The organism is Ruegeria sp. ABD4_443 (genome assembly GCF_056160865.1).
Window position 1 is genome coordinate 440,954 of the sequence record NZ_JBSWYA010000002.1, and the last position, 23,421, is coordinate 464,374.

The following is a 23,421-nucleotide window of genomic DNA, read 5'->3' on the forward strand; positions in this document are numbered from 1 at the left end:
CTGACCTTTAGTTTATCACACTTTCAGGTTGTGCGCCAATTGAGCACCGCCGTCAAACAGACTGTTTTTGCTGCAATCTCTGCGGAAGACCGTTGGCCCAGGTGCTGATCGTACCCGCCCCAAGGCAAACGACCATGTCCCCTGGCCCGGCCTGTTCGCGCACCAGACGCTCCAGGTCGTCCTCGTTCAGCAGGGCACGCGCGTGGCGATGGCCGTGGCGGATCAGCCCTTCGACCAGATCATCCCGGCTGGCACCCGGAATGGGGTCTTCACCAGCGGCGAAAATCTCGGCAATTGCCACGACGTCGGCGTCGTTGAAACAGGTGCAGAAATCATCAAACAGGTTGGACAGGCGCGAATACCGGTGCGGTTGGTGGACGGCGATAACACGTCCCTCGGTTGCCTGCCGGGCCGCTTTCAGAACGGCGGCAATTTCCACCGGGTGATGGCCGTAATCGTCGATGATGGTGACGCCATCGACCTCGCCAACCTTGGTAAAGCGACGGTTGACGCCGCCGAAATTGGCCAGCGCGTCGCGGATTTCCGCAGCCTTCATCCCAAGGTGGCGCGCCACCGCCACGGCGCTGAGCGCGTTTGACACGTTATGGTCGCCCGGCATCGGCAGGGTGCAGCCTTCGATGACCTTGTCTTCGTATTGCAGATGGATGTCGAAATGCGCGACGCCCGCCTTATAGGTCAGGTTCACGGCCCGGACATCGGCTTGTGTATTGAACCCATAGGTACGGACGCGACGGTCGGTGATGCGGCCCACCAGCGCCTGAACCTCGGCATGGTCAGTGCAGCATACGGCCAGACCATAAAAGGGAAGGTTCGACAGGAATTCGTGGAACCCATCGCGCAGCGTATCGAAATCGCCCCAGTGTTCCATATGCTCGGGGTCGATATTGGTGACGATGGCAATAGTCGCGGGCAGACGGTTGAACGAGCCGTCGCTTTCATCCGCTTCGACCACCATCCATTCGCCCTGCCCCATCCGCGCGTTGCTGCCATAGGCGTGAATGATGCCGCCATTGATCACGGTCGGGTCGAAATCACCGGCCACCATCAGCTCGGCCATCATGGTGGTCGTGGTGGTCTTGCCGTGGGTTCCCGCAATGGCGATGTTGGATTTCAGGCGCATCAGTTCCGCCAGCATGTCGGCGCGGCGCACCACGGGCAGCCCGCGCGCGCGCGCCTCGTCCAGTTCCGGGTTGCCCGGTTTGATCGCGGTCGAAACGACAACGACTGCGGCGCCTTCAAGGTTTTCCGCCTTTTGACCAACAAAAATCTCGGCCCCCAGCCCCGCCAGGCGCTCGGTGATCTTTGACGATTTCAGGTCGGACCCCTGCACCCGGTAGCCCAGGTTCAACAGCACCTCGGCAATGCCGGACATCCCGATCCCGCCGATCCCGACAAAGTGAATCGGGCCCACGTCCTGCGGCAGTTTGGTTGCTGGGGTCATGTGGTCTCCTTCTGCGCCAGTTCTTCGACCAGGGCCGTCAGGCGCTCGGTGGCGTCGGGGGCCCCGACCGAAAGGGCGGCATGGGCCATTTTCTGCGCGGCTTCCGGGTTGGTCAGAACGGCGGTGATTTGCGCGGTCAGCGCGGAAACGTCAAGCGCGTTTTCAGGGATCATGATCGCGGCCCCCGCCTGTACCAGCCCACGGGCATTGGCGGTCTGGTGGTCGCCCGCTGCGGCGGCAAAGGGAACCAGGATCGAAGGCCGGCCTATGACCGATATGTCGGCCACGCTGGACGCGCCCGAGCGCGAGATGACCAGCTGCGCCTCGGACATGCGGCGCGGGACGTCCTGAAAGAATGGCTGCACATCCGCCAGGATACCGTGCTGTTCGTAAAACGCGGTTACCCGGTCATTGTCTTCGTCGCGCGCCTGGTGTGCCACGCGGATATGGCGGCGCAGATCGGCGGGCAGGGCCGCGATTGCACCGGGCACGACATCGCTGAGAACGCGCGCGCCCTGCGATCCGCCCATGACAAGAACCGACATCGGGTAATCGCCGGGCGGGATATAGCCCGCCGCCGCGCGGTCCAGCACCGCGGCCCGCACAGGATTGCCGGTATGGATGCCGTTTGCGCCTTCGGGCAGGTCCGTCGGCCACACGCCGCAGGCGACCCGCGCGACGCGCGTGGCGAACACCTGGTTCACGCGGCCCAGCACGCCGTTTTGTTCGTGGATCATCCGCGGCAAACCCAGCATGGTCGCAGCACCCAGCGCCGGGATCGACGGATAACCGCCAAAACCCACGACGACATCGGGCCGGTCCCGCAGCATCTGAAAGGCCATACCGGCGACACCCCCGGCGATCTTGGGCCCGGCCATTGCCTTGGCCGCCAACCCGCCACGCGCAAATGTCGCCGACGAGGCCTGTACGATCTCGGTCGTATGGGGAAACCCGCCGGTATAGCGCGCACCGCGGGCGTCAGTGGACAGGCGCACGCGCCAGCCCTTGTTCAGCATCGCCTCGGCCAGGGCCTGTGCCGGGAACATATGCCCGCCGGTGCCTCCGGCCGCGATCAACAGATAGGGTACGCCCATTAGCCTCGTCCGCGCAAAATATCGCCAAGTTCGCCCTGTGGGCGGGTTCGTGTAAAGGCCAGCAGCATGCCAACGGCGATACCACCCGCAATCAGCGACGAGCCGCCATAGCTGACAAAGGGCAACGTCATCCCCTTGGCGGGCAGCAGACGCACGGCCACGCCCATGTTGATCATCGCCTGCACCCCGAACATGCAGGCAAGCCCTGTTCCTGCCAGCCGGATGAACATGTCCCGTTCACGCATCAAGCGCAGCAAGGACCGCACCACGATGATCGAGTAAAGCGCGATGACGATCAGCACCAGGACCAGCCCGTATTCCTCGGCCGCGACCGCGATGATGAAATCCGTATGCGCATCGGGCAGCGACCATTTCACCTGCCCCTCACCGACGCCTACACCAAACAGCCCGCCCTCGCGGATGGCATTGGTGGCATAGCCAAGCTGGGTGGTCGGATCGACCTCTTGGTTCAGGAACCCGTCAATACGCCGCGCGAAATGTTCGGAATTGGAATAGGCCAACATGCCGCCCAACACGACGAACCCGGCCATCCCGACCAGCAGCAGCATCGGCGCGCCCGCCACGAAATACATCACGCCCCAGCCAAACAGGATCAGGCAGGCCTGCCCGAAATCGGGCTGCATCACCAGCATACCGACAATCGCCATGCACAGGGCAAACGACCACAGCCGCCCCGGCGGGCCGTTGATCTCTTGCGCCGAGGCCAGCAGCCAGGCGGCAACGACGACGAAACCCGGCTTGAGAAACTCGGACGGTTGCATCGAGGCAAAGCCCAGCGAATACCAGCGCACCGCGCCCTTGCCGAAATCCGTCCCGAAAACGGGAAGAAAGACCAACGCCACGAATGCGGCCAGAAATCCAAGCACGGCCAATCGCCGAACCAGTGTCGGCGACATCATCGACGTCAGCATCATCGCCAGCAAAGCCAAGCCGCCGAACACTGCCTGCCGCTCGACATAGTGAAATGGGTCGAACCCGTTGCGCCCCGCCAGCGGCGGCGATGAGGCCAGCCCCAGCAAAAGCCCGATGACAAACAGGATCAGAACGCAGGACATCGTCCAGCGATCAATCGTCCGCCACCACTTGGGAAGAATCGGTTCACCGCGCTGGTCCTGGACCGCGCCATACACCATCTCAGTCATGAGATACCGCCACTTACTGCCTCGTTAACGCCCCGTTTTCGGGGTCTGATTGAGACTCTACAGGGATTTTGCAGTTTGGGCTAGCCTCTTCCTCTTGTCATCGGCCCCAATCCGCGCCATGCGCGAGGCATGCGTTTCGACACGATCATCCTAGGCGCCGGTGCCGCCGGCATGATGTGCGCCGCCCAGTGCGGCGGGCGTGTGCTGGTGATCGACCACGCCAAGGCCCCGGGCGAAAAAATCCGTATTTCAGGCGGCGGACGCTGCAACTTTACCAACCTCGATGCAGGGCCGTCGAACTTTCTGTCAGGCAACCCGCATTTCTGCAAATCGGCGTTGGCGCGCTATACGCAGTGGGATTTCATCGACCTTGTCGGTCGCCACGGCATCGCGTGGCATGAAAAGACATTGGGGCAGTTGTTCTGCGACGGATCATCGAAACAGATCATCCAGATGTTGCTGGCCGAAATGCAACGCGCGGGGGCCGACTTATGGGTTCGGACCGAACTGAAGGACCTGCGCAAGACCGAAGACGGTTTCGCGGTGGATGTTGACCGCGAGGGGCAGCGCCTCAGCCTGACATGCGCCAACCTGGTGTTGGCGACGGGCGGCAAGTCGATCCCCAAGATGGGCGCGACGGGGCTGGCCTATGACATTGCCCGCCAATTCGGCCTGGGGGTGACGGAAACGCGGGCGGCGCTGGTACCGTTCACTTTCTCCAACGGCGAATTCCGGGACCTGTCAGGCGTGTCCCTGCCCGTTCGCCTGTCGAACGCGCGCATCAGCTTTGACGAGGCGTTGCTGTTCACGCATCGCGGCCTGAGCGGCCCGTCAGTGTTGCAACTGTCGTCCTATTGGCGCGAAGGCGAGGCGATCCGGGTAAACCTGATCCCCGACCTGCCCTTGTTCGATGTGCTGCGCGACCAAAGGCAAGCTGGCGGGCGCAAGGCGCTGACCACCGAACTGGCACGGCACCTGCCCGCGCGGCTGGTGGAATTCCTGAACCGGACGATCCCGATGGCGGGCAATCTGGCCGACCAATCGGATACAGCGCTTTCCAACCTGGTTGCGGCGCTTTCGGATTGGCACCTGCGCCCCACGGGCACCGAAGGGTATCGGACCGCCGAAGTGACCCTGGGCGGGATTGATACCGATACCCTGTCATCCAAAACGATGGAGGCCAGGGATGTCCCCGGCCTCTACGTCATTGGCGAAGCGGTTGATGTCACCGGCTGGCTTGGCGGGTACAATTTCCAGTGGGCATGGTCCTCGGGCCATGCGGCTGGTTCCGCAATCGCGGCGCGACCCTGACCCGCCTTTTAAGCGGCGCGGCCTTAGCCGACGACGTTGTAACCGCGGCCACGCATGCAGTTGCGCACGATAACTTCCTGGTTCTGGGTGTTCTGGATGGCACTTGCACCCGCTCCGACCAGCGCACCGGCAACGGCCGCGCGACCCAGGTCGCTGGCGCTGTCATCGATGATGGCCTTGGTGCCCGCAGCCCCGGCGGCACCGATTGCGGCGGCACCTGCGGTGTTGCCATCAACAGTCGGCCGCGACCGGGCCAATGCCTGGCAATTGGCCAGATCAGACTGGTAGTTCGGGCCAATCGGGCCATCAATGATTGGCTGGTAATTCGCCCCAACATTCGTACAGGCCCCGACCGCCAGAATGGCAGGCAGGATCAAAGAGAGTTTGCGGTTCGGCATGGTCTTAACCTCGTGTTGAATTCCATCGGAAGCAAAATCAAAAAACATGGCGCGTCAAGCTGATAGCACCCCAGCTTGGCGCAACCGGCAATCTATTGCAACTGCGGGTGACTACAGCCGCTTGGTGACCTGGGCCACGAAATCGTCACCGCGCTGTTCGAAATTGTCATATTGATCAAAGCTGGCCGCCGCCGGGGCAAGCAACACGGTATCTCCGGGTTCTGCGTCCTGCATCGCCTGCTCAACCGCCTGTTCCATCGTCGTGCACACGCGGGTTTCCGCACTGAGCTGCATGGCAAACCCGGCGGCCTCGCGCCCGATGACATAGGCGCATCGCACCTTGTCCGCGGCGGCGTTCAGGGCGGCAATTCCGCCTTCCTTTTCCAATCCGCCGCAAATCCAGCGCACATTTGAAAACGCGCTCAGCGCCTTGAGGGCGCTGTCGACATTGGTCGCCTTGGAGTCGTTGACATAAGTAACGCCACCGGCCTCGGCGATGATCTGGCTGCGATGCGGCAAGCCCGGATAGCTGTGCAATGCGGCCTCGATCACCCGTGGCGCCAACCCCAGTGACCGGCAGGCGGCATAGGCCGCGCAGGCGTTTTGATGGTTATGCGCCCCCGGAAGCCCGCGAATGCCGCGCAGGTCGATCGACGCGGCCTGTCGCCCCTTGCGATATTCGGACAAAAACCCTTTGCGCGCGAAAACCTGCCAACCCGGTCCGGTCAGTTTACGCCCGACAGACACCCGGATCACGCGGTCATCAGATGGCCCTTCGGTCAGCTGTCCAGCTAGAAATATGCCCTCGGCCTCGTCCACGCCCACGATTGCCCGGTCCGGGCCGCCTTCGGAAAACAGCCGGCGTTTGGCTGCGAAATAGCCGCCCATCCCGCCGTGGCGGTCAAGGTGATCGGGTGACAGGTTGGTGAATACCGCCACATCCGGCGTCAGCGCGCGGGCCAGTTCCGTCTGATAGCTTGACAGCTCAAGCACGACGACCGATCCGTCCTCGGCCGGGTTGATGTCCAGCACGCCGCGCCCGATATTGCCCGCCAGTTGAACCGAGCGCCCCGCTTCGGCCAGGATATGGTCGATCAGCGCTGCGGTGGTCGATTTGCCATTCGATCCAGTCACGGCGACCACGCGCGGCGCGATGTCGAATTTTTCCCATTCGCCGCCCGCAAAGGACCGGAAGAACAGGCCGATATCATTGTCCACCGGCACGCCCGCATCCAGCGCGGCGGCCACAACCGGGTTGGGGTCGGGATACAGATGCGGAATACCCGGCGACACGATCAGGACAGCGATATCGGTGAGCGCGTCCGGACGACCCAGATCGGTACAGGCAAAGCCTTCGGCCTCGGCCTTTTTGCGGGCCGATGGGTTGTCATCCCAGCACACCGGCAGCGCCCCGCCTGCACGCAGCGCGCGCGCCGTCGCCAGCCCGGACCGGCCCAGCCCCAGAACCGCAACCTTCTGACCCGTAAACCCTTTGACCGGGATCATCGCGCCCACCTTCCTTTGACTTCGAACTGGCCGCCACACTGCACCGAAGATTTTCCCGATGGCAAGGGCAGTATCAGGCCCGCGCCGCAGCGCAGACCGGACCGAACAGGCGGCAGGCGCGCCGCAGGTCAGCCGACCCCGGCAAGCGGACTACCGGACTTTCAGCGTCGCCAGGCCGATCATGGCCAGGATCAGCGAAATGATCCAGAACCGGATAACAATTGTGGGTTCCGCCCAGCCCTTTTTCTCATAGTGGTGGTGGATCGGCGCCATCAGGAACACCCTTTTGCCGGTGCGCTTGAAATACAGCACCTGGATGATCACGCTCAGCGCCTCGACCACGAACAGGCCGCCGACAATGGCAAGAACCAGCTCGTGCTTGGTGGCAACCGCAATCGCGCCCAACGCCCCGCCCAAAGCAAGCGAGCCCGTATCGCCCATGAACACCGCAGCCGGAGGCGCATTGTACCACAAGAACCCGAGACCCGCGCCGAACAGGGCCGACGTAAAGATGAATATCTCACCGGTTCCGGGCACGTAATGCACGTCGAGGTATTCTGTAAAGTCGACCCGCCCGACCGCATAGGCAATCACACCAAGGGTCGAGGCCGCGATCATTGCCGGCATGATGGCCAGACCATCCAGGCCATCAGTCAGGTTTACCGCATTCGCCGCGCCGACGATGACCACCATGGCAAACGGAATATAAAACAGGCCCAGATTGATCAAGGTGTCCTTGAAGACAGGCATAGCCAATTGGTTTTGCAGCCCTTCGGGATGATGCAGTGTCGCCCAAAGCGCGGCCAGCACGGCAATGATGATCCCCAGCGCCAGACGCATCTTGCCGGACACGCCCTTGGTATTCTGCTTTGACACCTTGGCATAATCATCCGCAAACCCGATGGCGGCATATCCCAGCGTCACAAACAGAACCATCCAGACAAACGGATTGTCCCAGCGGGCCCAGATCAGCGTCGAAGTGACCAGCGCACCGACGATAAGCAACCCGCCCATGGTCGGTGTGCCCGCCTTGGACAGATGCCCCTCGGGCCCGTCATCACGGATGGGCTGACCTTTGCCCTGTTTCCGGCGCAAAACGTTGATCAGCGGCTTGCCAAAGAGAAAGCCGAATATCAGCGCCGTCAGAAAGGCACCGCCCGCGCGAAAAGTGATATAGCGAAAAAGGTTCCAGAAATCCCCGCCATCCGACAGCGCGGTCAACCAATACAGCATTTCAAAACCTTTCTCACAGCGGCGTTAGGGGTGCTCATGGCTCAAGCGCGCCCCCTTGCCCCATTTTCCGCAGACCGTCAACAATCCGGGCCAGATCCATGCTCAGCGACCCTTTGGCCAGAACAGTATCGCCATTGCGGATCAGTTCAGGAAGGTGCGTGGCCATCTGGGCGCTGCTTTCGGCCCATAGCCCGCGCTTGCCATCGGGCAGCGCCTCGTGCAACGCCTGCATCAGCGGGCCGATGCAATGAACCTGGTCCACACCGGCCATCGCCGCGACCAGCGCCATGCCCGCATGCATTTCCGTTTCCTGATCGCCCAGTTCCTTCATGTCGCCCAGAAAGGCGATCTTTCGCTGCCCCTGCGCATTGGCCAGAACATCCAGCGCGGCCTCGACCGAGGTTGGGTTGGCGTTATAGCTGTCATCCAGCAGTTCGATCCGGCCGTCACCCGGCAAGGCGATGAATTCGCGCGCGCCCCGCCCCGTGACCGGAGACCAGCGGCGCAGGCCCGCCACGGCCCGGTCCAGATTAACCCCCATCTGGGCACAGGCTGCCAGCGCGCCCAGCGCGTTCATCGCGAAATGGGTGCCCGCGGATGCGACCGAAAACACAAGCGCATTTCCCCCGACCGAGGCCTGCGCCTGCACCGCGTCACCCTGGTGAGTGACGTCGTTCAGTACATAATCCTGCGCAGTGCGGCCGAACTCCAGCACCCTTGCGCCCGTCGCCCGCGCGCAGTCGCGCAGGATATCGGCATGTTCGATATCGGCGTTGATGACCGCGACGCCGCCCTCGGACAGGCCTTGGAAAATGGCGGCTTTTTCGCGCGCAATACCCGCCACCGAATCAAAGGCTTCAAGATGGACGGCGGCCACCGTTGTGACCAGCGCCACATGCGGTTGCGCCTGCCGGGCCAGCGGAGCAATTTCACCGGGATGGTTCATGCCGATCTCGATCACCGCAAATTCGGTATCGCGTGGCATGCGCGCCAATGTCAGCGGCACCCCCCAATGATTGTTGTAACTTGCAACACTGGCATGCGTTTTGCCTTGTGTTTCCAAAATGCTGACCAGCATTTCCTTAGTCGAGGTCTTGCCGACGCTACCGGTCACGCCTACCACGCGCGCCGCCGTTCTGGCGCGCGCCGCCTGCCCCAGCGCCTCAAGCGCGACCTGCACGTCATCGACAAGCAAAAGTGGTGCGCCGTCGGGCACATCATTGGGGATATGCGAAACCAGCGCCGCGCCCGCGCCGTTCGCCAACGCCTGCGCCACAAAGTCATGGCCGTCGCGCGCGGCCTTGAGCGCGACAAACAGGTCGCCGGGCTGCAAGGTGCGGGTGTCGATCGAAATGCCGTTTGCAACCCAGTCGGTCGTCGCGCGCCCACCCGTCGCCTCGGCGGCGTCGGCAGCCGTCCACAGCGTCATGCGACCCTCCCGTCCAGCGCGGCGACCGAGATGCTGGCCTGTTCCACGTCGTCGAATGGCAGGACCTGATCACCTACGATCTGACCGGTTTCGTGCCCTTTCCCGGCGATCAGCAAGGCGTCGCCCGGTTGCAGCGCGTCAATGCCGCGCAGGATCGCCTCGGCCCGGTCGCCGACCTCGGTTGCCTCGGGCGCGCCCAGCAGCACTGCTGATCGGATGGTGGCCGGGTCTTCGCTGCGGGGGTTGTCATCGGTTACAAAAACCACATCGGCATGATCTGCGGCGGCCTTGCCCATCAGCGGCCGCTTGGTCGCGTCGCGGTCACCGCCAGCGCCCACGATGGCAATCAGCCGCCCCATGACATGCGGACGCATCGCCTTGAGCGCCGTCGCAACCGCATCCGGTGTATGAGCGTAATCGACGAAGACCGCGGCACCGTTCTCGCGGGTTGCGGCCAGTTGCATCCGGCCCCGCACGGTTGTCAGATGCGGCAGTGTTTCAAACACGCGATCCGGGTCGTCGCCAGCCGCGATGACCAGCCCGCAGGCCAACAGAACATTCTCGGCCTGGAAACCGCCGATCAGGTTCAGGCGGGCCATATGGGTCTTGCCCATCCACGAGAAACGCAAATCCTGCCCGGTCGCATCAAACCGCTGGTTCATCAGGCACAGATCCGCCCCGCCAAGACCAACCGACAGAACCGCCTGGCCGCGATCTTCGGCGATCCGACGGATGCGCGCGCCCTTTGGGTCGCTCAGGTTGATCACCGCGGTGCCATCCTGCGGCAGAACGCGGTCGAACAGACCGGCCTTGGCGGCGAAATACGCCTCGAAGGTTTCGTGATAATCCAGGTGGTCCTGGGTGAAATTGGAAAACCCCGCAGCGGCCAGATGCACTCCGTCAAGGCGGCGCTGCTCCAACCCGTGCGACGAGGCCTCCATCGCGGCATGGGTGATACCATGCTCAGCGGCCTGAGACAGGCACCGGTGCAGGGTGATGGGTTCGGGCGTTGTGTGCGCCAGCGGCGCGGTCCACGCGCCTTCGACGCCGGTGGTGCCAAGATTGACGGCCTCGTGACCCAGCTCTGTCCAGATCTGGCGCACGAACGTGGCCACGGAGGTTTTGCCATTGGTCCCGGTGACCGCAACGATTGTCTGCGGCTGCGCGCCAAACCACAGGGCCGCGCATCCCGCCAGCGCCTGACGCGGGTCTTCGACCACGATCAGCGCCGCATCCGACCCCGCCAGATCGCTGGTGGCAATTTCGGCACCTTTGGCGTCAGTCAGAATGGCCGCAGCGCCCATGCGCAGGGCGAATGGAATGAACTCACCACCATGAACGCGGGTGCCCGGAAGGGCTGCGAACAAGTAGCCGTCCTGCACGTCGCGGCTGTCGACGGCCAGGCCGGTGATGACCGGATTGACCCCGCCCCGAGCGGTGAGGGCCAGTTGACTGAGTGTTTTTGACCTAGTGCCCATGACCCACCTCTGCCGGACCGTCTAATTCGAGGTCAGCGTTATAGCAGCGCCCGCCTCAGGCTCAAGCCGTGGCCGCAGGCCCAGCAAGGGCGCGACACGGCCGATCAGCTCTGCGGTCACGGGAACGGCTGTCCAGCCTGCGGTCCGGCGTTTTTCTCCGTAGGCGACGATCGACGGCTCGTCCAGCGTGACAACCAAAACGTATTTGGGGTCATAGTCGGGAAACACCGTCGCAAAAGTCGCGATCACCTTGTCATCGTAATAGCCGCCGCGCGGCTTGGGTTTGTCCGCCGTACCGGTTTTGCCAGCTACGCCATAGCCGGGCACATCGCCAAAGCTGGCCGTGCCATCGGTCACAACCTTGCGCAGCATTTTCTGAGCCTGTTTCGCGGCATTCGCCGACATGACGCGCGGGCCGTATTGCGGCCCGCTTTTGCGCAGGATCGTCGGGCTGACATAATGACCGCCATTGGCAATCGCGGCATAACCGGCTGCCAGATGCATCGGGCTGGTCGACAGGCCATGGCCATAGGAAATGGTGACGGTGCTCAGCTCGCCCCACTTCTTGGGCTTCAGCGGCTCGCCCCCGGCTGCCTCGACGATCTCGAACGGCGTGGGGGCGAACATGCCCAACGCTTCAAGGAAATCCTGCTGACGCTGCGCGCCGATCTGCAGGGCCAACCGCCCGGTGCCCCGGTTCGAACTGTGCACTATGACGTCTGCGACGCTGATCTTGCCATAGTTCTTGCCATTGAACTCACCGATCGGATACCGCCCGATCTTCATCGGCCCGGACGTGTCGATGATCGTCTCGGAATTGACCAGCCCCAACTGAACCGCCTGAGCGGCCGTAAAAATCTTGAACACCGACCCAAGTTCATAGACGCCCTGCACATACCGGTTGAACAACGGGCTATCCGAGGGATCAAAGCCCGAGGTCGGCGGGCGCGGACGATCGTTGGGGTCAAAAGACGGCAGCGACGCGGCCGAGATCACCTCGCCCGTATGCGCGTTCATCAGAACTGCCGACGCGCCTTTGGCGTTCATGATCTTCATACCGCCATACAAGACCTGCTCGACCGCGGCCTGGATTGTCAGGTCCAGAGACAATTGCAGCGGCTTGGCGCCGTTGGCCGGGTCACGCAGATAGGCGTCGAACTGTTTTTCGACACCGGCAACACCGATCACTTCGGCGGCATTTACCCCTTCGCGGCCAAATCCCGCACCGCCCAGAATATGCGCGGCCAGCCGACCATTGGGATAAAGCCGCATCTCACGGGGCCCGAACAGAATACCCGGATCGCCAATGTCATGCACCGCCTGCTTTTGCTCTGGCGAGATCCGCTTTTTGATCCACAGAAACTTGCGTTTGCCGGTAAAGTCCTTGATCAGGCGCTCTTTATCCAGATCGGGAAAGATCGCGACCAGCTGCTCTGCGGCGGCCGCCGGGTCGATCATCAGCGGTGGCTGGGCATAAACCGAATAGGTGTCGAGGTTGGTTGCCAGAATCCGGCCTTCGCGATCGACGATATTTCCGCGCTGCATGGCAATCGACGCCCCCGGCGCACTGGCCAGTGGCTCTTGCGCCTCGGACGTGGCCAACAGGCCCATACGCACGCCAACCACGGAAAAGGCAACAAAGAAGAACGCCCCCAGAACCAACAGACGACCTTCGGCCCGCGCGCGGGCCCGGTCCTTCATGTCTTCGTGGCGCTTGCGGATGTTCTCGCGCTCGATCGCTTGCGGGTTTTCACCGCGTGCGCGCGCATCAAGGATACGGGCCAGGGGGCGAAGCGGCGTCCGGGTCATGGGATCTGTACCTCGCCCAGCGCCTGAACATCGGTAATGGCCTGCAATTCGATCGGATCGACAATCGGCAGGTCGGGATCTTCTGCGAACGCGATCTGGTCCGCGCGGCCGAACTGCTCGGACCGCAGGGGCAACAGCCCTAAACGTTCAAAGTTCAGATCGGCAAGCTCCCGCAGGCGGTCAGGCCGGTTCAGATAGGCCCATTCGGCATTCAGCACCGCCAGCCGGGTTTGCGCCAATCCGATCTCACGCTGCAGGGACCGGGTTTCCTTGAGCACCTGCTGAGTGCGATAGTTCTCTTGATAGGCCCACAGCGCCAGGCCGAACACGGCCAGGGCCGTCAAGACATAAAGTACACTTTTCATCGCGACCTTTCCCCCAGTTGCGGCATCCCGATTGCGCGCGCGTCAATATCGCCAGCCGGTGCCTCGGTGCGGACCGCGACCCGCAGTTTGGCAGACCGTGACCGTGGGTTTTCCGCAAGCTCGTCGGCGTCCGGGCCGACGGCCTTGCGGGTTTTCAGTGTGAATTGCGGCTGTTCTTGCTGTATTTCCGGGGCATAGCGGTTCGCCCGCCCCGTTTTCCCGGCCCGCGCCTGGAAAAACCGCTTTACCATCCGGTCTTCGATCGAATGAAAGGTGACGACGGCCAGTTGCCCGCCCGGCTTCAATGCCCGCTCGGCGGCCATGAGCCCCTGAAACAACTCTTCGTATTCGGCGTTCACGGCGATCCTAAGCCCCTGAAAACTGCGCGTTGCCGGATGAGATTGGCCAGGCTTGGCGCGCGGCAGACAGGATTCAATGATGTCGGCCAGACGCAAGGTCGTCGTCACTGGCTCTTCGGCCCGCGCCTTGACGATGGCCTTTGCGATACGACGGCTGGCGCGCTCTTCGCCAAAGTGAAACAGGATATCGGCCAATTGCGCCTCGGTGGCAGAATTGACCAGGTCGGCCGCACTTTCGCCCTCCTGGCTCATGCGCATGTCCAGGGGCCCGTCCTTCATAAAAGAGAACCCGCGCTCGGCCTGGTCCAACTGCATCGAGGACACGCCCAGATCCAGCACGACCCCGTCCAGGTCCTGCGCATAGTCATCCATGCAAGAGAACACGCCCTGCTGCATCACCAGCCGGTCGCCATAATCCCCGGCCCACCCAGCGGCCATTTCAAAGGCCAGCGGGTCGCGGTCAACGCCGATGACTCTGTCAGCCCCTGCCTCAAGCAAACCGCGTGTATAACCGCCCGCACCAAACGTACCATCCAGCCAGACACCCGACACCGGCGCGACAGCGGCCAGCAACGGGCGCAACAGAACTGGGATGTGAGGTTTGTCCGAAAAGGTCTGAGCGCCGGCCATGCCGTCACCCATCCCCGATGCCGTCGAGATACTGCATCGGATCGAAATCGTCCGGCAGATCGTCCAGCCATTCCTCGGTCGTGGCCAGCTCTTCGGTTTCGTATGTCTCGGGCTTCCAAATCTGGAACGTGTCACCTGCGGCGATAAAGAACGCCTCTTTGTCCAGGTCGATCTTGTTGCGCAGCTTGGCGGGCAAGACCAGCCGACCGGTTTCATCCACATTGGTCGGAAAGGACTGACCATGGAACAGGCGCTGCAACATCTTGCGCTGCATCGAACCGCGCGGCAACGCATCGATCTTGGCATCAACCTCGTCGATGGCCTGCATGGTGTAGCATTCAAGGAACTTTCGGCGATGGTCGCCGTAGACAATCACAAGCTCGGGGCTGTCACCGGGTTGCCAATTGGGGTCGGACGCTTCAAGCACACGGCGAAACGAGGCCGGGATCGAGACCCTGCCCTTCGTGTCCACCTTATGGTGGCTTTCACCTCTAAACCTGCGCGCCAAGACGACTGTCCCTTTCGCTTGCGCCCCACCTCAAAACTCATACCCCCCGGATGAAAAACGGCGGGTTGATCTGCTGCCACTGATCAACCCGCCGCATTGACCCGCTTTGCGGGATGTCCAGCTGCGCGCGCCACCTGGGGGGATGTCTGCTCGCCCGCGCGCCGGATCTCTTGTTGATGAAAGCGAGATGCCTGTATGAAACCTGATTTTTTTGGTCGGGGTCGTTTGGCGCCCCATTGCCTCGTCCTCATCGGATGAACAAGGGATGCCATGGGAATTCATGGAAATCAATAGGAATTTTTCCAGATCACCCTAATAATAGTGCAATTGGTCAAGAGCTGGATGACACATCAGCGCCAGCAAACACAACAACTAGATAAAATTCAACTCAAGAACACCACATATCGCGCCCATCTATCGCAATCCAAGTTTTCCCACGATTTCCCAGATTTTTCTCCCCTCCACCCCAAAAGCCTTCCCTCAAACCTCTCGCAATGCCCCATCGCGTCGAATCAACCCCATCCGACAGGTCCTTTCCCCGCATTCAGCCGAGTCGTCGGCGCAGATCGAACCACTCCCATAATTCCCCACACCCCAGACCCTGGTTACTTACCCCCCACCGAACCGCAGTTTTCGCCACGCCCAAATATGCCAAATTCGCCATCCGTTAGCGCCCAAACATTCAGCACAGGGAAAACACCGCCACAGACAAGGCCCAATCACCCCGCCAAACCCAACTCTCAAAGCCATATTTTCTTGGGAAAAACCACCAACAAGATAAAAAACTCATTCGATCTATGCACTTGCCGCATAGCAGCATTGACCACAAAAACCATTGTGCAATTGCAGCATTTCCTTATCTTCAATCTCAACACAGCGCCGAACGTCAGGCGGCAACGTACAGAAGAACGGGTAACGAAGATGGCAGTAGCAACCACAAACTCCGCACTGAAAGGTGCACCAGTATTCGGCTTCGCCTCTCTGATCGAGATGGCGGCAACAAAGTTCGCACGAATTCGCCTGTACCGGGAAACCGTAAGCGAACTGTCGGGCCTGTCGGACCGTGAACTGGCAGACCTGGGCCTGCATCGCTCGATGATCCGCGGCCTGGCTCTTCAGGCTGTAGAAGACCACTTCGCCCGCTAAAGGCGGCACGAATTTCCGAGATCAGACCCTCCTCCTCCCTTTGGGTCTGTATTTCGGCGGCGGCATCTCTCCTCCTCCCTGATGTCGCCGCCTCTTATACCGGCCCTGGACGCCGGAAACCGATACATCGGGGCTCTCCTCCTCCCTGCCTCGATGTTGAAAGCGCGCGGTGACGTCTTCCTCCTCCCTGACGTCACCGCGTCTTACTCATACCGGGATAAAACCCGGGTCCGAAAACATCTGGGCTCTCCTCCTCCCTGCCTTGATGTTGCAAGAACGGCGGTTCCCTCTCCTCCTCCCTGGGAACCGCCGTTTTTCTTTTCCCAGAACAAAAAAAGGGGCGCGAACGCCCCCTGCTTCACCTGGCCCAAAATATCCCGGAGCGCGAGGCAGAGCCTCGCCCCAACCTCAAAACTGCACGTCGTCCTTGGAAGTCAGGAACTGGGCAACAACCTTCTTGCGGCCCGCCTTGTCGAAATCGACCTCGACCTTGTCGCCCTCGATTCCTGTCACTGCGCCATAACCGAATTTCTGATGAAACACCCGCTCGCCCAGCGTAAAGCTGGCCAATGCGGTTGCATCAATCACCGTATTGCGGCTTTCACGCGGTTGCGACATGCCATGTTGCCCCTGCCGCGCCTGCATCCGCTTCCAGCCCGGCGAGTTATAGACATTCACCTCGGCCGCGCGGGTTTCAATACCAGCCGTTTGCTGCCCGCCGCCATAAAGTCCCGGAGGCGTCAGCACTTCTACATGATCTTCGGGCAATTCGTCGATGAACCGTGACGGCATCGAATTCTGCCACTGCCCGAACACCCGCCGGTTGGCGGCGAAAGAGATCGTACAGACCTCTTCGGCGCGCGTAATGCCGACATAGGCCAGCCGCCGCTCCTCTTCGAGGCCCTTGAGGCCGGTTTCATCCATCGAGCGTTGCGAGGGGAACAGGCCATCTTCCCACCCCGGCAGGAACACGGCGGGAAACTCCAGCCCCTTGGCCGCGTGCAGGGTCATGATCGAAACCTTGGCCCCGTCGCCGTCTTGTTCATTGTCCATCACAAGGCTGACATGTTCCAGGAACCCTTGCAGGTTCTCGAAATTGTCCAGCTGGTTGACCAGTTCCTTGAGGTTTTCCAACCGCCCCGGCGCCTCGGGCGTCTTTTCATTCTGCCAATGGGCGGTATAGCCGGATTCGTCCAGAATGATCTGCGCCAGTTCGATATGCGTATGCTCAGGCTCTCCATAGCGGATCGGCGAGAGGCCATCGTCGATGACCGTGTCGTCATCCATCTCGATCCGCGGCCCATGCGTCATCGCATTCCACCGCGCCAACCCGTCGATCAATTCGCGCAGGGCCTTACCGCCCTTGCCCTTGATCAGGCCATTTTCAACCGCGATCCGGGCACCTTCGACCAAGGACACCCCGTTTTCCCGCGCCACCACCTGAATCGTCTGCTGCGCCTTGTCGCCAAGGCCGCGCTTGGGCGTGTTCACGATCCGCTCGAACGCCAGATCATCCTCGGGGCTGACCACCAGCCGGAAATAGGCCATGGCATCGCGAATCTCCATCCGCTCATAGAACCGAGGGCCGCCGATCACCTTGTAAGGCAAACCAATCGTCAGGAACCGATCCTCAAACGCGCGCATCTGGTGTGAAGCACGCACGAGGATGGCGATTTCGTTGAGATCAAACTTTTGGAAAGGTGCTTCCAGCGAAAGGCCTTCCTGTTGTCTCATTGCCAACTCCCAAACGAGATCCTCATTGCTCTCTTCCGCCAAGAAGCTTTTATGCTTTCGCATCCGTTCAAATACTTGCTCGATGCTATTGACCCCAGTCAGCGCATCTAGTTCGCCAAGCCGCTCCATTTCTCTCAGCATCTGCTCTGACCGAGAGTTTTGCCTTCGTTTAGCAAGAGGTGAATTGCCAATAGAGAGGTCTTCGATCTTCTCTCCGATCCAACGCGCTTCCTCCTCGCCATCCCAATGACCGATCAGGCAGACCTTTTCGCCGTTTTTGGCAGCGGTCCAAAGCTCCTTGCCCAGCCGGTTCTCGTTGCCCCTGATCACATTAGACGCAGCCGCCAGAATATGCGGGGTTGAGCGATAGTTTTGTTCCAGTCGAACGACAAAGGCTCCGGGAAAGTCCTTTTCGAACCGCAGGATGTTGCCCACCTCGGCCCCGCGCCAGCCATAGATCGACTGATCGTCATCGCCCACGCAGCAGATATTCTTGTGCCCCCCGGCCAGCAGACGCAGCCAAAGGTACTGGGCCACGTTGGTATCCTGATACTCGTCCACAAGGATATAGCGGAACCAGCGCTGGTATTGCTCCAGCACATCCGGATGGGTCTGAAAAATCGTGACCATGTGCAGCAGCAGGTCACCGAAATCCACAGCGTTCAATTCGCGCAAACGGGTTTGGTACTGGGCATAAAGCTCAATACCCTTGTTGTTGTACGCCCCGGCATCTGCTGCCGGCACCTTGTCAGGCGTTAATGCGCGGTTTTTCCAGTCATCAATGATGCCGGCCAGCATCCGTGCAGGCCAGCGTTTGTCGTCAATGTTGGCGGCTTGGGTGAGTTGTTTTAGCAACCGCTTCTGGTCGTCGGTATCCAGAATCGTAAAATTCGACTTCAACCCAACCAGTTCCGCATGGCGGCGCAACAGCTTGACGCAAATCGCGTGGAACGTGCCCAGCCACGGCATCCCTTCGGCAGGACGGCCCAACATACGCCCCACACGCTCCTTCATTTCACGCGCGGCTTTGTTGGTGAAGGTCACGGCGAGGATCTCGTTCTCGCGCACGCGGTGGGTTCTGAGCAGATGTGTGATCCGCGCGGTCAACGCCTTGGTCTTGCCCGTCCCAGCCCCGGCCAGCATTAGCACCGGGCCGTCCAGCTGCTCAACCGCTTCGCGCTGCGCGGGATTGAGGCCGTCAAGGTAATCGCTCTCTCGCCTAACTGCCGCCATCGCCCTCCGGGACAGCGATGCGCCCTCAAAGGCGTCCATTTCGTCAAAACTGCTCATGGTTTCAAACTACGCCGGATGGGCGCGAAGGGAAAGGGTTTGTTCACGGCTTGTTCACAAGGTTTTTGCCTGACTTGCGCAATCATTGCCCCGAATTGGGCGATGGCCGCATCAATGGCATGTCGGCCCCGAGACCCGTTGGGAACGCCTTGGCATATCCCTACCGAATCGATTTCGGAGGATCAGCCCCTGGGCCACAGTATAAACCGACCGGGCCATAGGTAATTTAACCGCGTGCCGGATATCCGGCACTGCCACAGACAAAATCCCGAAAAATCAGCAATCTGTGGCTGCACAACGCGGCAAATCTCTGTATTACACTCCTGTTAGCGCCACCATAATTTGCGCAACAAAGATGCAACATTTGATGCTGCGCCGCAGCATGTGTAAAAGAAATGCACGACCAGAGGGCGTTTGCGAGCGTTAACATGCCGGTTCTACCCAGAACTACAGATATACGTGACCGTATTGTCCGCCTATCCACTAGGCCAAACCTGACCAAGACCGGGACCTGAAATGACCGACTTCAAGAAAATCCTGATTGCCAATCGCGGCGAGATTGCCATTCGCGTTATGCGGGCCGCCAACGAGATGGGCAAGCGCACCGTCGCGGTCTTTGCCGAGGAGGACAAGCTTGGCCTGCACCGTTTCAAGGCCGACGAGGCCTATCGCATTGGCGAGGGCATGGGGCCGGTCGCGGCATATCTGTCGATTGACGAGATCATCCGCGTGGCCAAGGAAAGCGGCGCGGATGCGATCCACCCCGGTTACGGTCTGCTGTCGGAAAACCCCGATTTCGTGGATGCCTGTGTTCAGAATGGTATCACCTTCATCGGTCCCAAAGCCGAAACCATGCGCGCGCTTGGCGACAAGGCCAGCGCCCGCAAGGTTGCGGTTGCCGCTGACGTGCCGGTGATCCCGGCGACCGAAGTTCTGGGCGATGACATGGACGCGATCCGCAAGGAAGCGGCCGAGATCGGGTATCCGCTGATGCTCAAGGCCAGCTGGGGCGGCGGCGGGCGCGGCATGCGCCCGATCCTGTCCGAGGACGAGCTGGAAGAGAAAGTTCTGGAAGGCCGCCGCGAGGCCGAGGCCGCATTTGGCAATGGCGAGGGCTATCTGGAAAAGATGATCACCCGCGCCCGCCACGTCGAGGTTCAGATCCTTGGCGACAAGCATGGTGAGATCTACCACCTGTACGAACGTGACTGCTCGGTCCAGCGCCGCAACCAGAAGGTCGTGGAACGCGCCCCTGCCCCGTATCTGTCCGAAGAACAGCGTGCCGAGATTTGCGAGCTGGGCCGCCGCATCTGTGCGCATGTGAACTATGAATGCGCGGGCACCGTCGAATTCCTGATGGATATGAACACGGGCAAGTTCTACTTCATCGAGGTGAACCCCCGCGTGCAGGTCGAACATACCGTCACCGAAGAGGTCACGGGCATCGACATCGTCCAGTCGCAGATCCTGATTGCCGAGGGCAAGACCCTGGCCGAGGCCACGGGCAAGGCAAACCAGGATGAGATCCGCCTGAACGGCCACGCCTTGCAGACCCGTGTGACCACCGAAGACCCGCTGAACAACTTCATCCCGGACTATGGGCGCATCACCGCCTATCGCTCGGCCACCGGCATGGGCATCCGTCTGGATGGCGGTACGGCCTATGCGGGCGGGGTGATCACGCGGTACTACGACTCTCTGCTGACCAAGGTCACTGCCTGGGCCCCGACACCGGAAAAGGCAATCGCCCGGATGGACCGCGCCCTGCGTGAATTCCGCGTGCGCGGTGTCAGCACCAACATCGCATTTGTCGAGAACCTGCTGAAGCACCCGACCTTCTTGTCGAATGAATACACCACCAAGTTCATCGACGAGACACCGGACCTGTTCCAGTTCAAGAAACGCCGCGACCGGGGCACCAAGGTTCTGACCTATATCGCGGACATTTCCGTCAACGGGCATCCCGAGACCAAGGATCGCCCCTTGCCGCGCGCCGATCTGAAAGAGGCCAAGGCCCCTGTGCCCAAGGCCGAGCCGCAGATGGGCACCCGCAACCTGCTGGAGCAGAAAGGCCCGCAGGCCGTCGCCGACTGGATGAAGGCGCAGCGGCAGTTGCTGATCACCGACACCACCATGCGGGACGGACATCAGTCGCTGTTGGCGACCCGGATGCGGTCAATCGACATGATCAAGGTGGCCCCGACCTATGCGGCCAACCTGCCGCAATTGTTCTCGGTTGAATGCTGGGGCGGTGCGACCTTTGATGTGGCCTACCGCTTCCTGCAGGAATGCCCGTGGCAACGCCTGCGCGATCTGCGCGAGGCGATGCCGAACCTGATGACTCAGATGCTGCTGCGCGGCGCAAACGGGGTTGGCTATACCAACTACCCCGACAACGTCGTGCAGGAATTCGTGCGTCAGGCATCGAAGAACATCGACGTGTTCCGCGTGTTCGACTCGCTGAACTGGGTCGAAAATATGCGCGTTGCAATGGATGCGGTTGTCGAGAGCGGCAAGATCTGTGAAGGCACCGTTTGCTATACCGGAGATATTCTGGACCCTGATCGCGCCAAGTATGACCTGAAATACTATGTCGGCATGGCGAAAGAGCTGCGCGATGCTGGGGCGCATGTGCTTGGCCTGAAAGACATGGCGGGTCTGCTGAAACCGGCCTCGGCCAAGATTCTGATCCGGGCGCTGAAGGAAGAGGTTGGTCTGCCGATCCACTTCCACACCCATGACACCGCAGGCATCGCCAGCGCGACCATTCTGGCGGCTTCTGAAGCTGGGGTGGACGCGGTGGATTGCGCGATGGACAGCTTCTCGGGCAACACATCGCAGGCGACGCTGGGCACCGTGGTCGAAGCGCTGCGCCACACCGAGCGTGACACCGGCCTGGACATCAAAGCCATCCGCGAGATCAGCGATTATTTCGAAGCGGTACGCGGCCAGTACGCAGCCTTTGAATCCGGCCTGCAGGCCCCCGCATCCGAGGTCTATCTGCACGAGATGCCGGGCGGCCAGTTCACCAACCTCAAGGCGCAGGCGCGCTCGCTTGGGCTGGAAGAACGCTGGCACGAGGTGGCGCAGATGTATGCGGACGTGAACCAGATGTTTGGCGATATCGTCAAGGTGACGCCCTCGTCCAAGGTGGTTGGTGACATGGCGCTGATGATGGTCAGCCAGGGCCTGACCCGAGATGAAGTGGAAAATCCCGGCACGGATGTGGCCTTTCCTGATTCCGTCATCGACATGATGCGCGGCAATCTGGGGCAGCCTCCGGGCGGGTTCCCCGACGCCATTCTTCAGAAGGTCCTGAAGGACGAAGCCCCCAACACCGAACGCCCCGGCAAGAATGTCGATGCGGTCGACCTGGAAGCCACACGCGCCGACCTGTCCAAGCAGCTTGAGGGTATGCCCGTCGACGACGAAGACCTGAACGGTTACCTGATGTATCCCAAGGTGTTCCTGGATTATATGGGCCGTCACCGCACCTATGGTCCGGTCCGCACCCTGCCCACGCGCACCTTCTTCTACGGCATGGAGCCGGGCGAAGAGATCACAGCCGAGATCGACCCGGGCAAGACGCTGGAAATCCGGTGCCAGGCCATTGGCGAAACCGATGAAAAGGGCGAGGTCAAAGTGTTCTTCGAACTCAACGGCCAGCCCCGTGTGATCCGGGTGCCAAACCGCATGGTCAAGGCTTCGACGGCGCAGCGTCCCAAGGCCGAGGTCGGCAACCCCAATCACATCGGCGCGCCGATGCCTGGCGTCGTTGCCACCGTCGCAGTCGCGGCCGGTCAAGAGGTCAAGGAAGGCGATCTGTTGCTGACGATCGAAGCCATGAAAATGGAAACCGGCATCCACGCCGAACGGGATGCGGTCATCAAGGCCGTCCATGTTCAGCCCGCGGGCCAGATCGACGCAAAGGACCTGTTGGTCGAATTTGAATAATGAAACGACGCGGTGGGCAGGGTGTGCGTCACCCTGCCCGTCAGCCGTTCAGCACCTCTGAGGTGACATGCGGCGCTGGCCGCAAAAAGGGCTGCGCATGGCCTTCTGCACGGATATCGGACTCGGTGACCATCGCGGCCAGAACCATCAAAGTCACCAGCCCTGCAATCTTGATGAATTCCAACCGTGCCACTTGCTGTCTCCTTCTGTGCCGGAACGCCCTGTTCAATGGTTAGAACGCGCGGGCACCGGATTTCCGTCGCAAAGATTTTTTCCGCTTTGTGTTATTTTCCTCTTGCAGCTTTGCGCCAGAATTAATACTTCACGCCTCACTCAACGGCGCGGGCGTAGCTCAGGGGTAGAGCATAACCTTGCCAAGGTTAGGGTCGGGCGTTCGAATCGCCTCGCCCGCTCCATTGAGAGGTCTCAGGACCGAAAAAGATGTATCTGATGCGGGCGTAGCTCAGGGGTAGAGCATAACCTTGCCAAGGTTAGGGTCGGGCGTTCGAATCGCCTCGCCCGCTCCAGATACACGAGTTTTCAATCATTTCT

General features: G+C 61.2%; 17 protein-coding genes and 2 tRNA genes. 5 read left to right on the plus strand and 14 right to left on the minus strand.

Translation table 11 applies throughout. The features are described from left to right. Positions 1 to 52: 52 nt before the first annotated feature. The 3 genes from murC to ftsW are packed head-to-tail and all read right to left on the minus strand — an operon-like array spanning position 53 to position 3,719. Positions 53 to 1,462, minus strand: a complete 1,410-nt coding sequence (gene murC / locus ACXAG8_RS06275; protein ID WP_475222908.1) for a UDP-N-acetylmuramate--L-alanine ligase — start codon at positions 1,460 to 1,462, stop codon at positions 53 to 55. Further along, positions 1,459 to 2,556 carry a UDP-N-acetylglucosamine--N-acetylmuramyl-(pentapeptide) pyrophosphoryl-undecaprenol N-acetylglucosamine transferase gene (locus tag ACXAG8_RS06280; protein ID WP_475222909.1) on the minus strand — a complete coding sequence of 366 codons (1,098 nt, stop codon included), beginning with the start codon at positions 2,554 to 2,556 and terminating at the stop codon, positions 1,459 to 1,461. The genes murC and ACXAG8_RS06280 overlap by 4 nt, the downstream gene beginning before the upstream one ends. Next, positions 2,556 to 3,719 (minus strand): putative lipid II flippase FtsW, encoded by a 1,164-nt coding sequence (ftsW, locus tag ACXAG8_RS06285; protein ID WP_475222910.1) that lies wholly within the window; start codon positions 3,717 to 3,719, stop codon positions 2,556 to 2,558. Before ftsW ends, ACXAG8_RS06280 begins: the two co-directional genes overlap by 1 nt. A 129-nt stretch (positions 3,720 to 3,848) precedes the next feature. On the opposite strand from ftsW, the gene ACXAG8_RS06290 reads away from it, so the two are divergent. Then, positions 3,849 to 5,030 carry a BaiN/RdsA family NAD(P)/FAD-dependent oxidoreductase gene (locus ACXAG8_RS06290; RefSeq protein ID WP_475222911.1) on the plus strand — a complete coding sequence of 394 codons (1,182 nt, stop codon included), beginning with the start codon at positions 3,849 to 3,851 and terminating at the stop codon, positions 5,028 to 5,030. Between the two features lie 23 nt (positions 5,031 to 5,053). Here ACXAG8_RS06290 and ACXAG8_RS06295 read toward each other — a convergent pair whose 3' ends face one another. The 9 genes from ACXAG8_RS06295 to mraZ all read right to left on the minus strand — a co-directional run bounded on the left by ACXAG8_RS06295 (position 5,054) and on the right by mraZ (position 14,709). Further along, positions 5,054 to 5,428, minus strand: coding sequence for a glycine zipper family protein (locus tag ACXAG8_RS06295; RefSeq protein WP_475222912.1), 375 nt, complete (start codon positions 5,426 to 5,428; stop codon positions 5,054 to 5,056). Between the two features lie 111 nt (positions 5,429 to 5,539). Then, on the minus strand, positions 5,540 to 6,934 hold the full coding sequence (gene murD, locus ACXAG8_RS06300; protein WP_475222913.1) for a UDP-N-acetylmuramoyl-L-alanine--D-glutamate ligase: 1,395 nt from the start codon (positions 6,932 to 6,934) through the stop codon (positions 5,540 to 5,542). Positions 6,935 to 7,084: 150 nt separating this feature from the next. Then, the gene (gene mraY, locus ACXAG8_RS06305; protein ID WP_475222914.1) at positions 7,085 to 8,167 is read right to left on the minus strand and encodes a phospho-N-acetylmuramoyl-pentapeptide-transferase; all 1,083 of its coding nucleotides are present in this window, start codon (positions 8,165 to 8,167) and stop codon (positions 7,085 to 7,087) included. A 34-nt stretch (positions 8,168 to 8,201) separates the two neighbouring features. Then, positions 8,202 to 9,596, minus strand: coding sequence for a UDP-N-acetylmuramoyl-tripeptide--D-alanyl-D-alanine ligase (locus tag ACXAG8_RS06310; RefSeq protein ID WP_475222915.1), 1,395 nt, complete (start codon positions 9,594 to 9,596; stop codon positions 8,202 to 8,204). After that, entirely contained in the window at positions 9,593 to 11,074 is a 1,482-nt protein-coding gene (locus ACXAG8_RS06315) for a UDP-N-acetylmuramoyl-L-alanyl-D-glutamate--2,6-diaminopimelate ligase (protein WP_475222916.1), read from the minus strand. Before ACXAG8_RS06315 ends, ACXAG8_RS06310 begins: the two co-directional genes overlap by 4 nt. A 21-nt stretch (positions 11,075 to 11,095) precedes the next feature. Further along, positions 11,096 to 12,883: a peptidoglycan D,D-transpeptidase FtsI family protein gene (locus tag ACXAG8_RS06320; protein ID WP_475222917.1), complete on the minus strand. Its 1,788-nt coding sequence runs from the start codon at positions 12,881 to 12,883 to the stop codon at positions 11,096 to 11,098. Further along, positions 12,880 to 13,248 (minus strand): cell division protein FtsL, encoded by a 369-nt coding sequence (gene ftsL / locus ACXAG8_RS06325; RefSeq protein WP_475222918.1) that lies wholly within the window; start codon positions 13,246 to 13,248, stop codon positions 12,880 to 12,882. Before ftsL ends, ACXAG8_RS06320 begins: the two co-directional genes overlap by 4 nt. Next, complete coding sequence (gene rsmH / locus ACXAG8_RS06330) at positions 13,245 to 14,237, minus strand: 16S rRNA (cytosine(1402)-N(4))-methyltransferase RsmH (RefSeq protein WP_475223117.1); 993 nt, start codon at positions 14,235 to 14,237, stop codon at positions 13,245 to 13,247. The genes ftsL and rsmH overlap by 4 nt, the downstream gene beginning before the upstream one ends. 4 nt (positions 14,238 to 14,241) lie before the next feature. Then, entirely contained in the window at positions 14,242 to 14,709 is a 468-nt protein-coding gene (mraZ, locus tag ACXAG8_RS06335) for a division/cell wall cluster transcriptional repressor MraZ (RefSeq protein ID WP_475222919.1), read from the minus strand. A 357-nt stretch (positions 14,710 to 15,066) separates the two neighbouring features. Here mraZ and ACXAG8_RS06340 point away from each other — a divergent pair, with 357 nt between their 5' ends. Beyond that, a complete protein-coding gene (locus tag ACXAG8_RS06340) occupies positions 15,067 to 15,891 on the plus strand; it encodes a DUF1127 domain-containing protein (RefSeq protein WP_475222920.1) in 825 nt (274 codons plus the stop codon). A 408-nt stretch (positions 15,892 to 16,299) separates the two neighbouring features. Here the strand turns inward: ACXAG8_RS06340 and ACXAG8_RS06345 are convergent, their stop codons facing one another. Continuing rightward, positions 16,300 to 18,915, minus strand: coding sequence for an ATP-dependent helicase (locus ACXAG8_RS06345; RefSeq protein ID WP_475222921.1), 2,616 nt, complete (start codon positions 18,913 to 18,915; stop codon positions 16,300 to 16,302). Positions 18,916 to 19,431: 516 nt separating this feature from the next. On the opposite strand from ACXAG8_RS06345, the gene ACXAG8_RS06350 reads away from it, so the two are divergent. Next, positions 19,432 to 22,869, plus strand: a complete 3,438-nt coding sequence (locus ACXAG8_RS06350) for a pyruvate carboxylase (RefSeq protein ID WP_475222922.1) — start codon at positions 19,432 to 19,434, stop codon at positions 22,867 to 22,869. Positions 22,870 to 22,909: 40 nt separating this feature from the next. Here ACXAG8_RS06350 and ACXAG8_RS06355 read toward each other — a convergent pair whose 3' ends face one another. Then, positions 22,910 to 23,062 carry a hypothetical protein gene (locus ACXAG8_RS06355; RefSeq protein ID WP_475222923.1) on the minus strand — a complete coding sequence of 51 codons (153 nt, stop codon included), beginning with the start codon at positions 23,060 to 23,062 and terminating at the stop codon, positions 22,910 to 22,912. Positions 23,063 to 23,210: 148 nt separating this feature from the next. Here ACXAG8_RS06355 and ACXAG8_RS06360 point away from each other — a divergent pair. Both ACXAG8_RS06360 and ACXAG8_RS06365 read left to right on the plus strand, forming a co-directional pair. Continuing rightward, a tRNA-Gly gene (locus ACXAG8_RS06360) sits at positions 23,211 to 23,285 on the plus strand. Positions 23,286 to 23,321: 36 nt separating this feature from the next. Continuing rightward, positions 23,322 to 23,396: transfer RNA gene (locus tag ACXAG8_RS06365), tRNA-Gly, on the plus strand. The last annotated feature ends 25 nt before the right edge of the window (positions 23,397 to 23,421 follow it).

What these genes read in the sequence shown, in the direction of transcription:
- murC (WP_475222908.1), bottom strand. Translation starts at nt 1,462, where the DNA reads ATGACCCCAGCAACCAAACTGCCGCAGGACGTGGGCCCGATTCACTTT.
- ACXAG8_RS06280 (WP_475222909.1), bottom strand. Translation starts at nt 2,556, where the DNA reads ATGGGCGTACCCTATCTGTTGATCGCGGCCGGAGGCACCGGCGGGCAT.
- ftsW (WP_475222910.1), bottom strand. Translation starts at nt 3,719, where the DNA reads ATGACTGAGATGGTGTATGGCGCGGTCCAGGACCAGCGCGGTGAACCG.
- ACXAG8_RS06290 (WP_475222911.1), top strand. Translation starts at nt 3,849, where the DNA reads ATGCGTTTCGACACGATCATCCTAGGCGCCGGTGCCGCCGGCATGATG.
- ACXAG8_RS06295 (WP_475222912.1), bottom strand. Translation starts at nt 5,428, where the DNA reads ATGCCGAACCGCAAACTCTCTTTGATCCTGCCTGCCATTCTGGCGGTC.
- murD (WP_475222913.1), bottom strand. Translation starts at nt 6,934, where the DNA reads ATGATCCCGGTCAAAGGGTTTACGGGTCAGAAGGTTGCGGTTCTGGGG.
- mraY (WP_475222914.1), bottom strand. Translation starts at nt 8,167, where the DNA reads ATGCTGTATTGGTTGACCGCGCTGTCGGATGGCGGGGATTTCTGGAAC.
- ACXAG8_RS06310 (WP_475222915.1), bottom strand. Translation starts at nt 9,596, where the DNA reads ATGACGCTGTGGACGGCTGCCGACGCCGCCGAGGCGACGGGTGGGCGC.
- ACXAG8_RS06315 (WP_475222916.1), bottom strand. Translation starts at nt 11,074, where the DNA reads ATGGGCACTAGGTCAAAAACACTCAGTCAACTGGCCCTCACCGCTCGG.
- ACXAG8_RS06320 (WP_475222917.1), bottom strand. Translation starts at nt 12,883, where the DNA reads ATGACCCGGACGCCGCTTCGCCCCCTGGCCCGTATCCTTGATGCGCGC.
- ftsL (WP_475222918.1), bottom strand. Translation starts at nt 13,248, where the DNA reads ATGAAAAGTGTACTTTATGTCTTGACGGCCCTGGCCGTGTTCGGCCTG.
- rsmH (WP_475223117.1), bottom strand. Translation starts at nt 14,237, where the DNA reads ATGGCCGGCGCTCAGACCTTTTCGGACAAACCTCACATCCCAGTTCTG.
- ACXAG8_RS06345 (WP_475222921.1), bottom strand. Translation starts at nt 18,915, where the DNA reads ATGAGCAGTTTTGACGAAATGGACGCCTTTGAGGGCGCATCGCTGTCC.
- ACXAG8_RS06350 (WP_475222922.1), top strand. Translation starts at nt 19,432, where the DNA reads ATGACCGACTTCAAGAAAATCCTGATTGCCAATCGCGGCGAGATTGCC.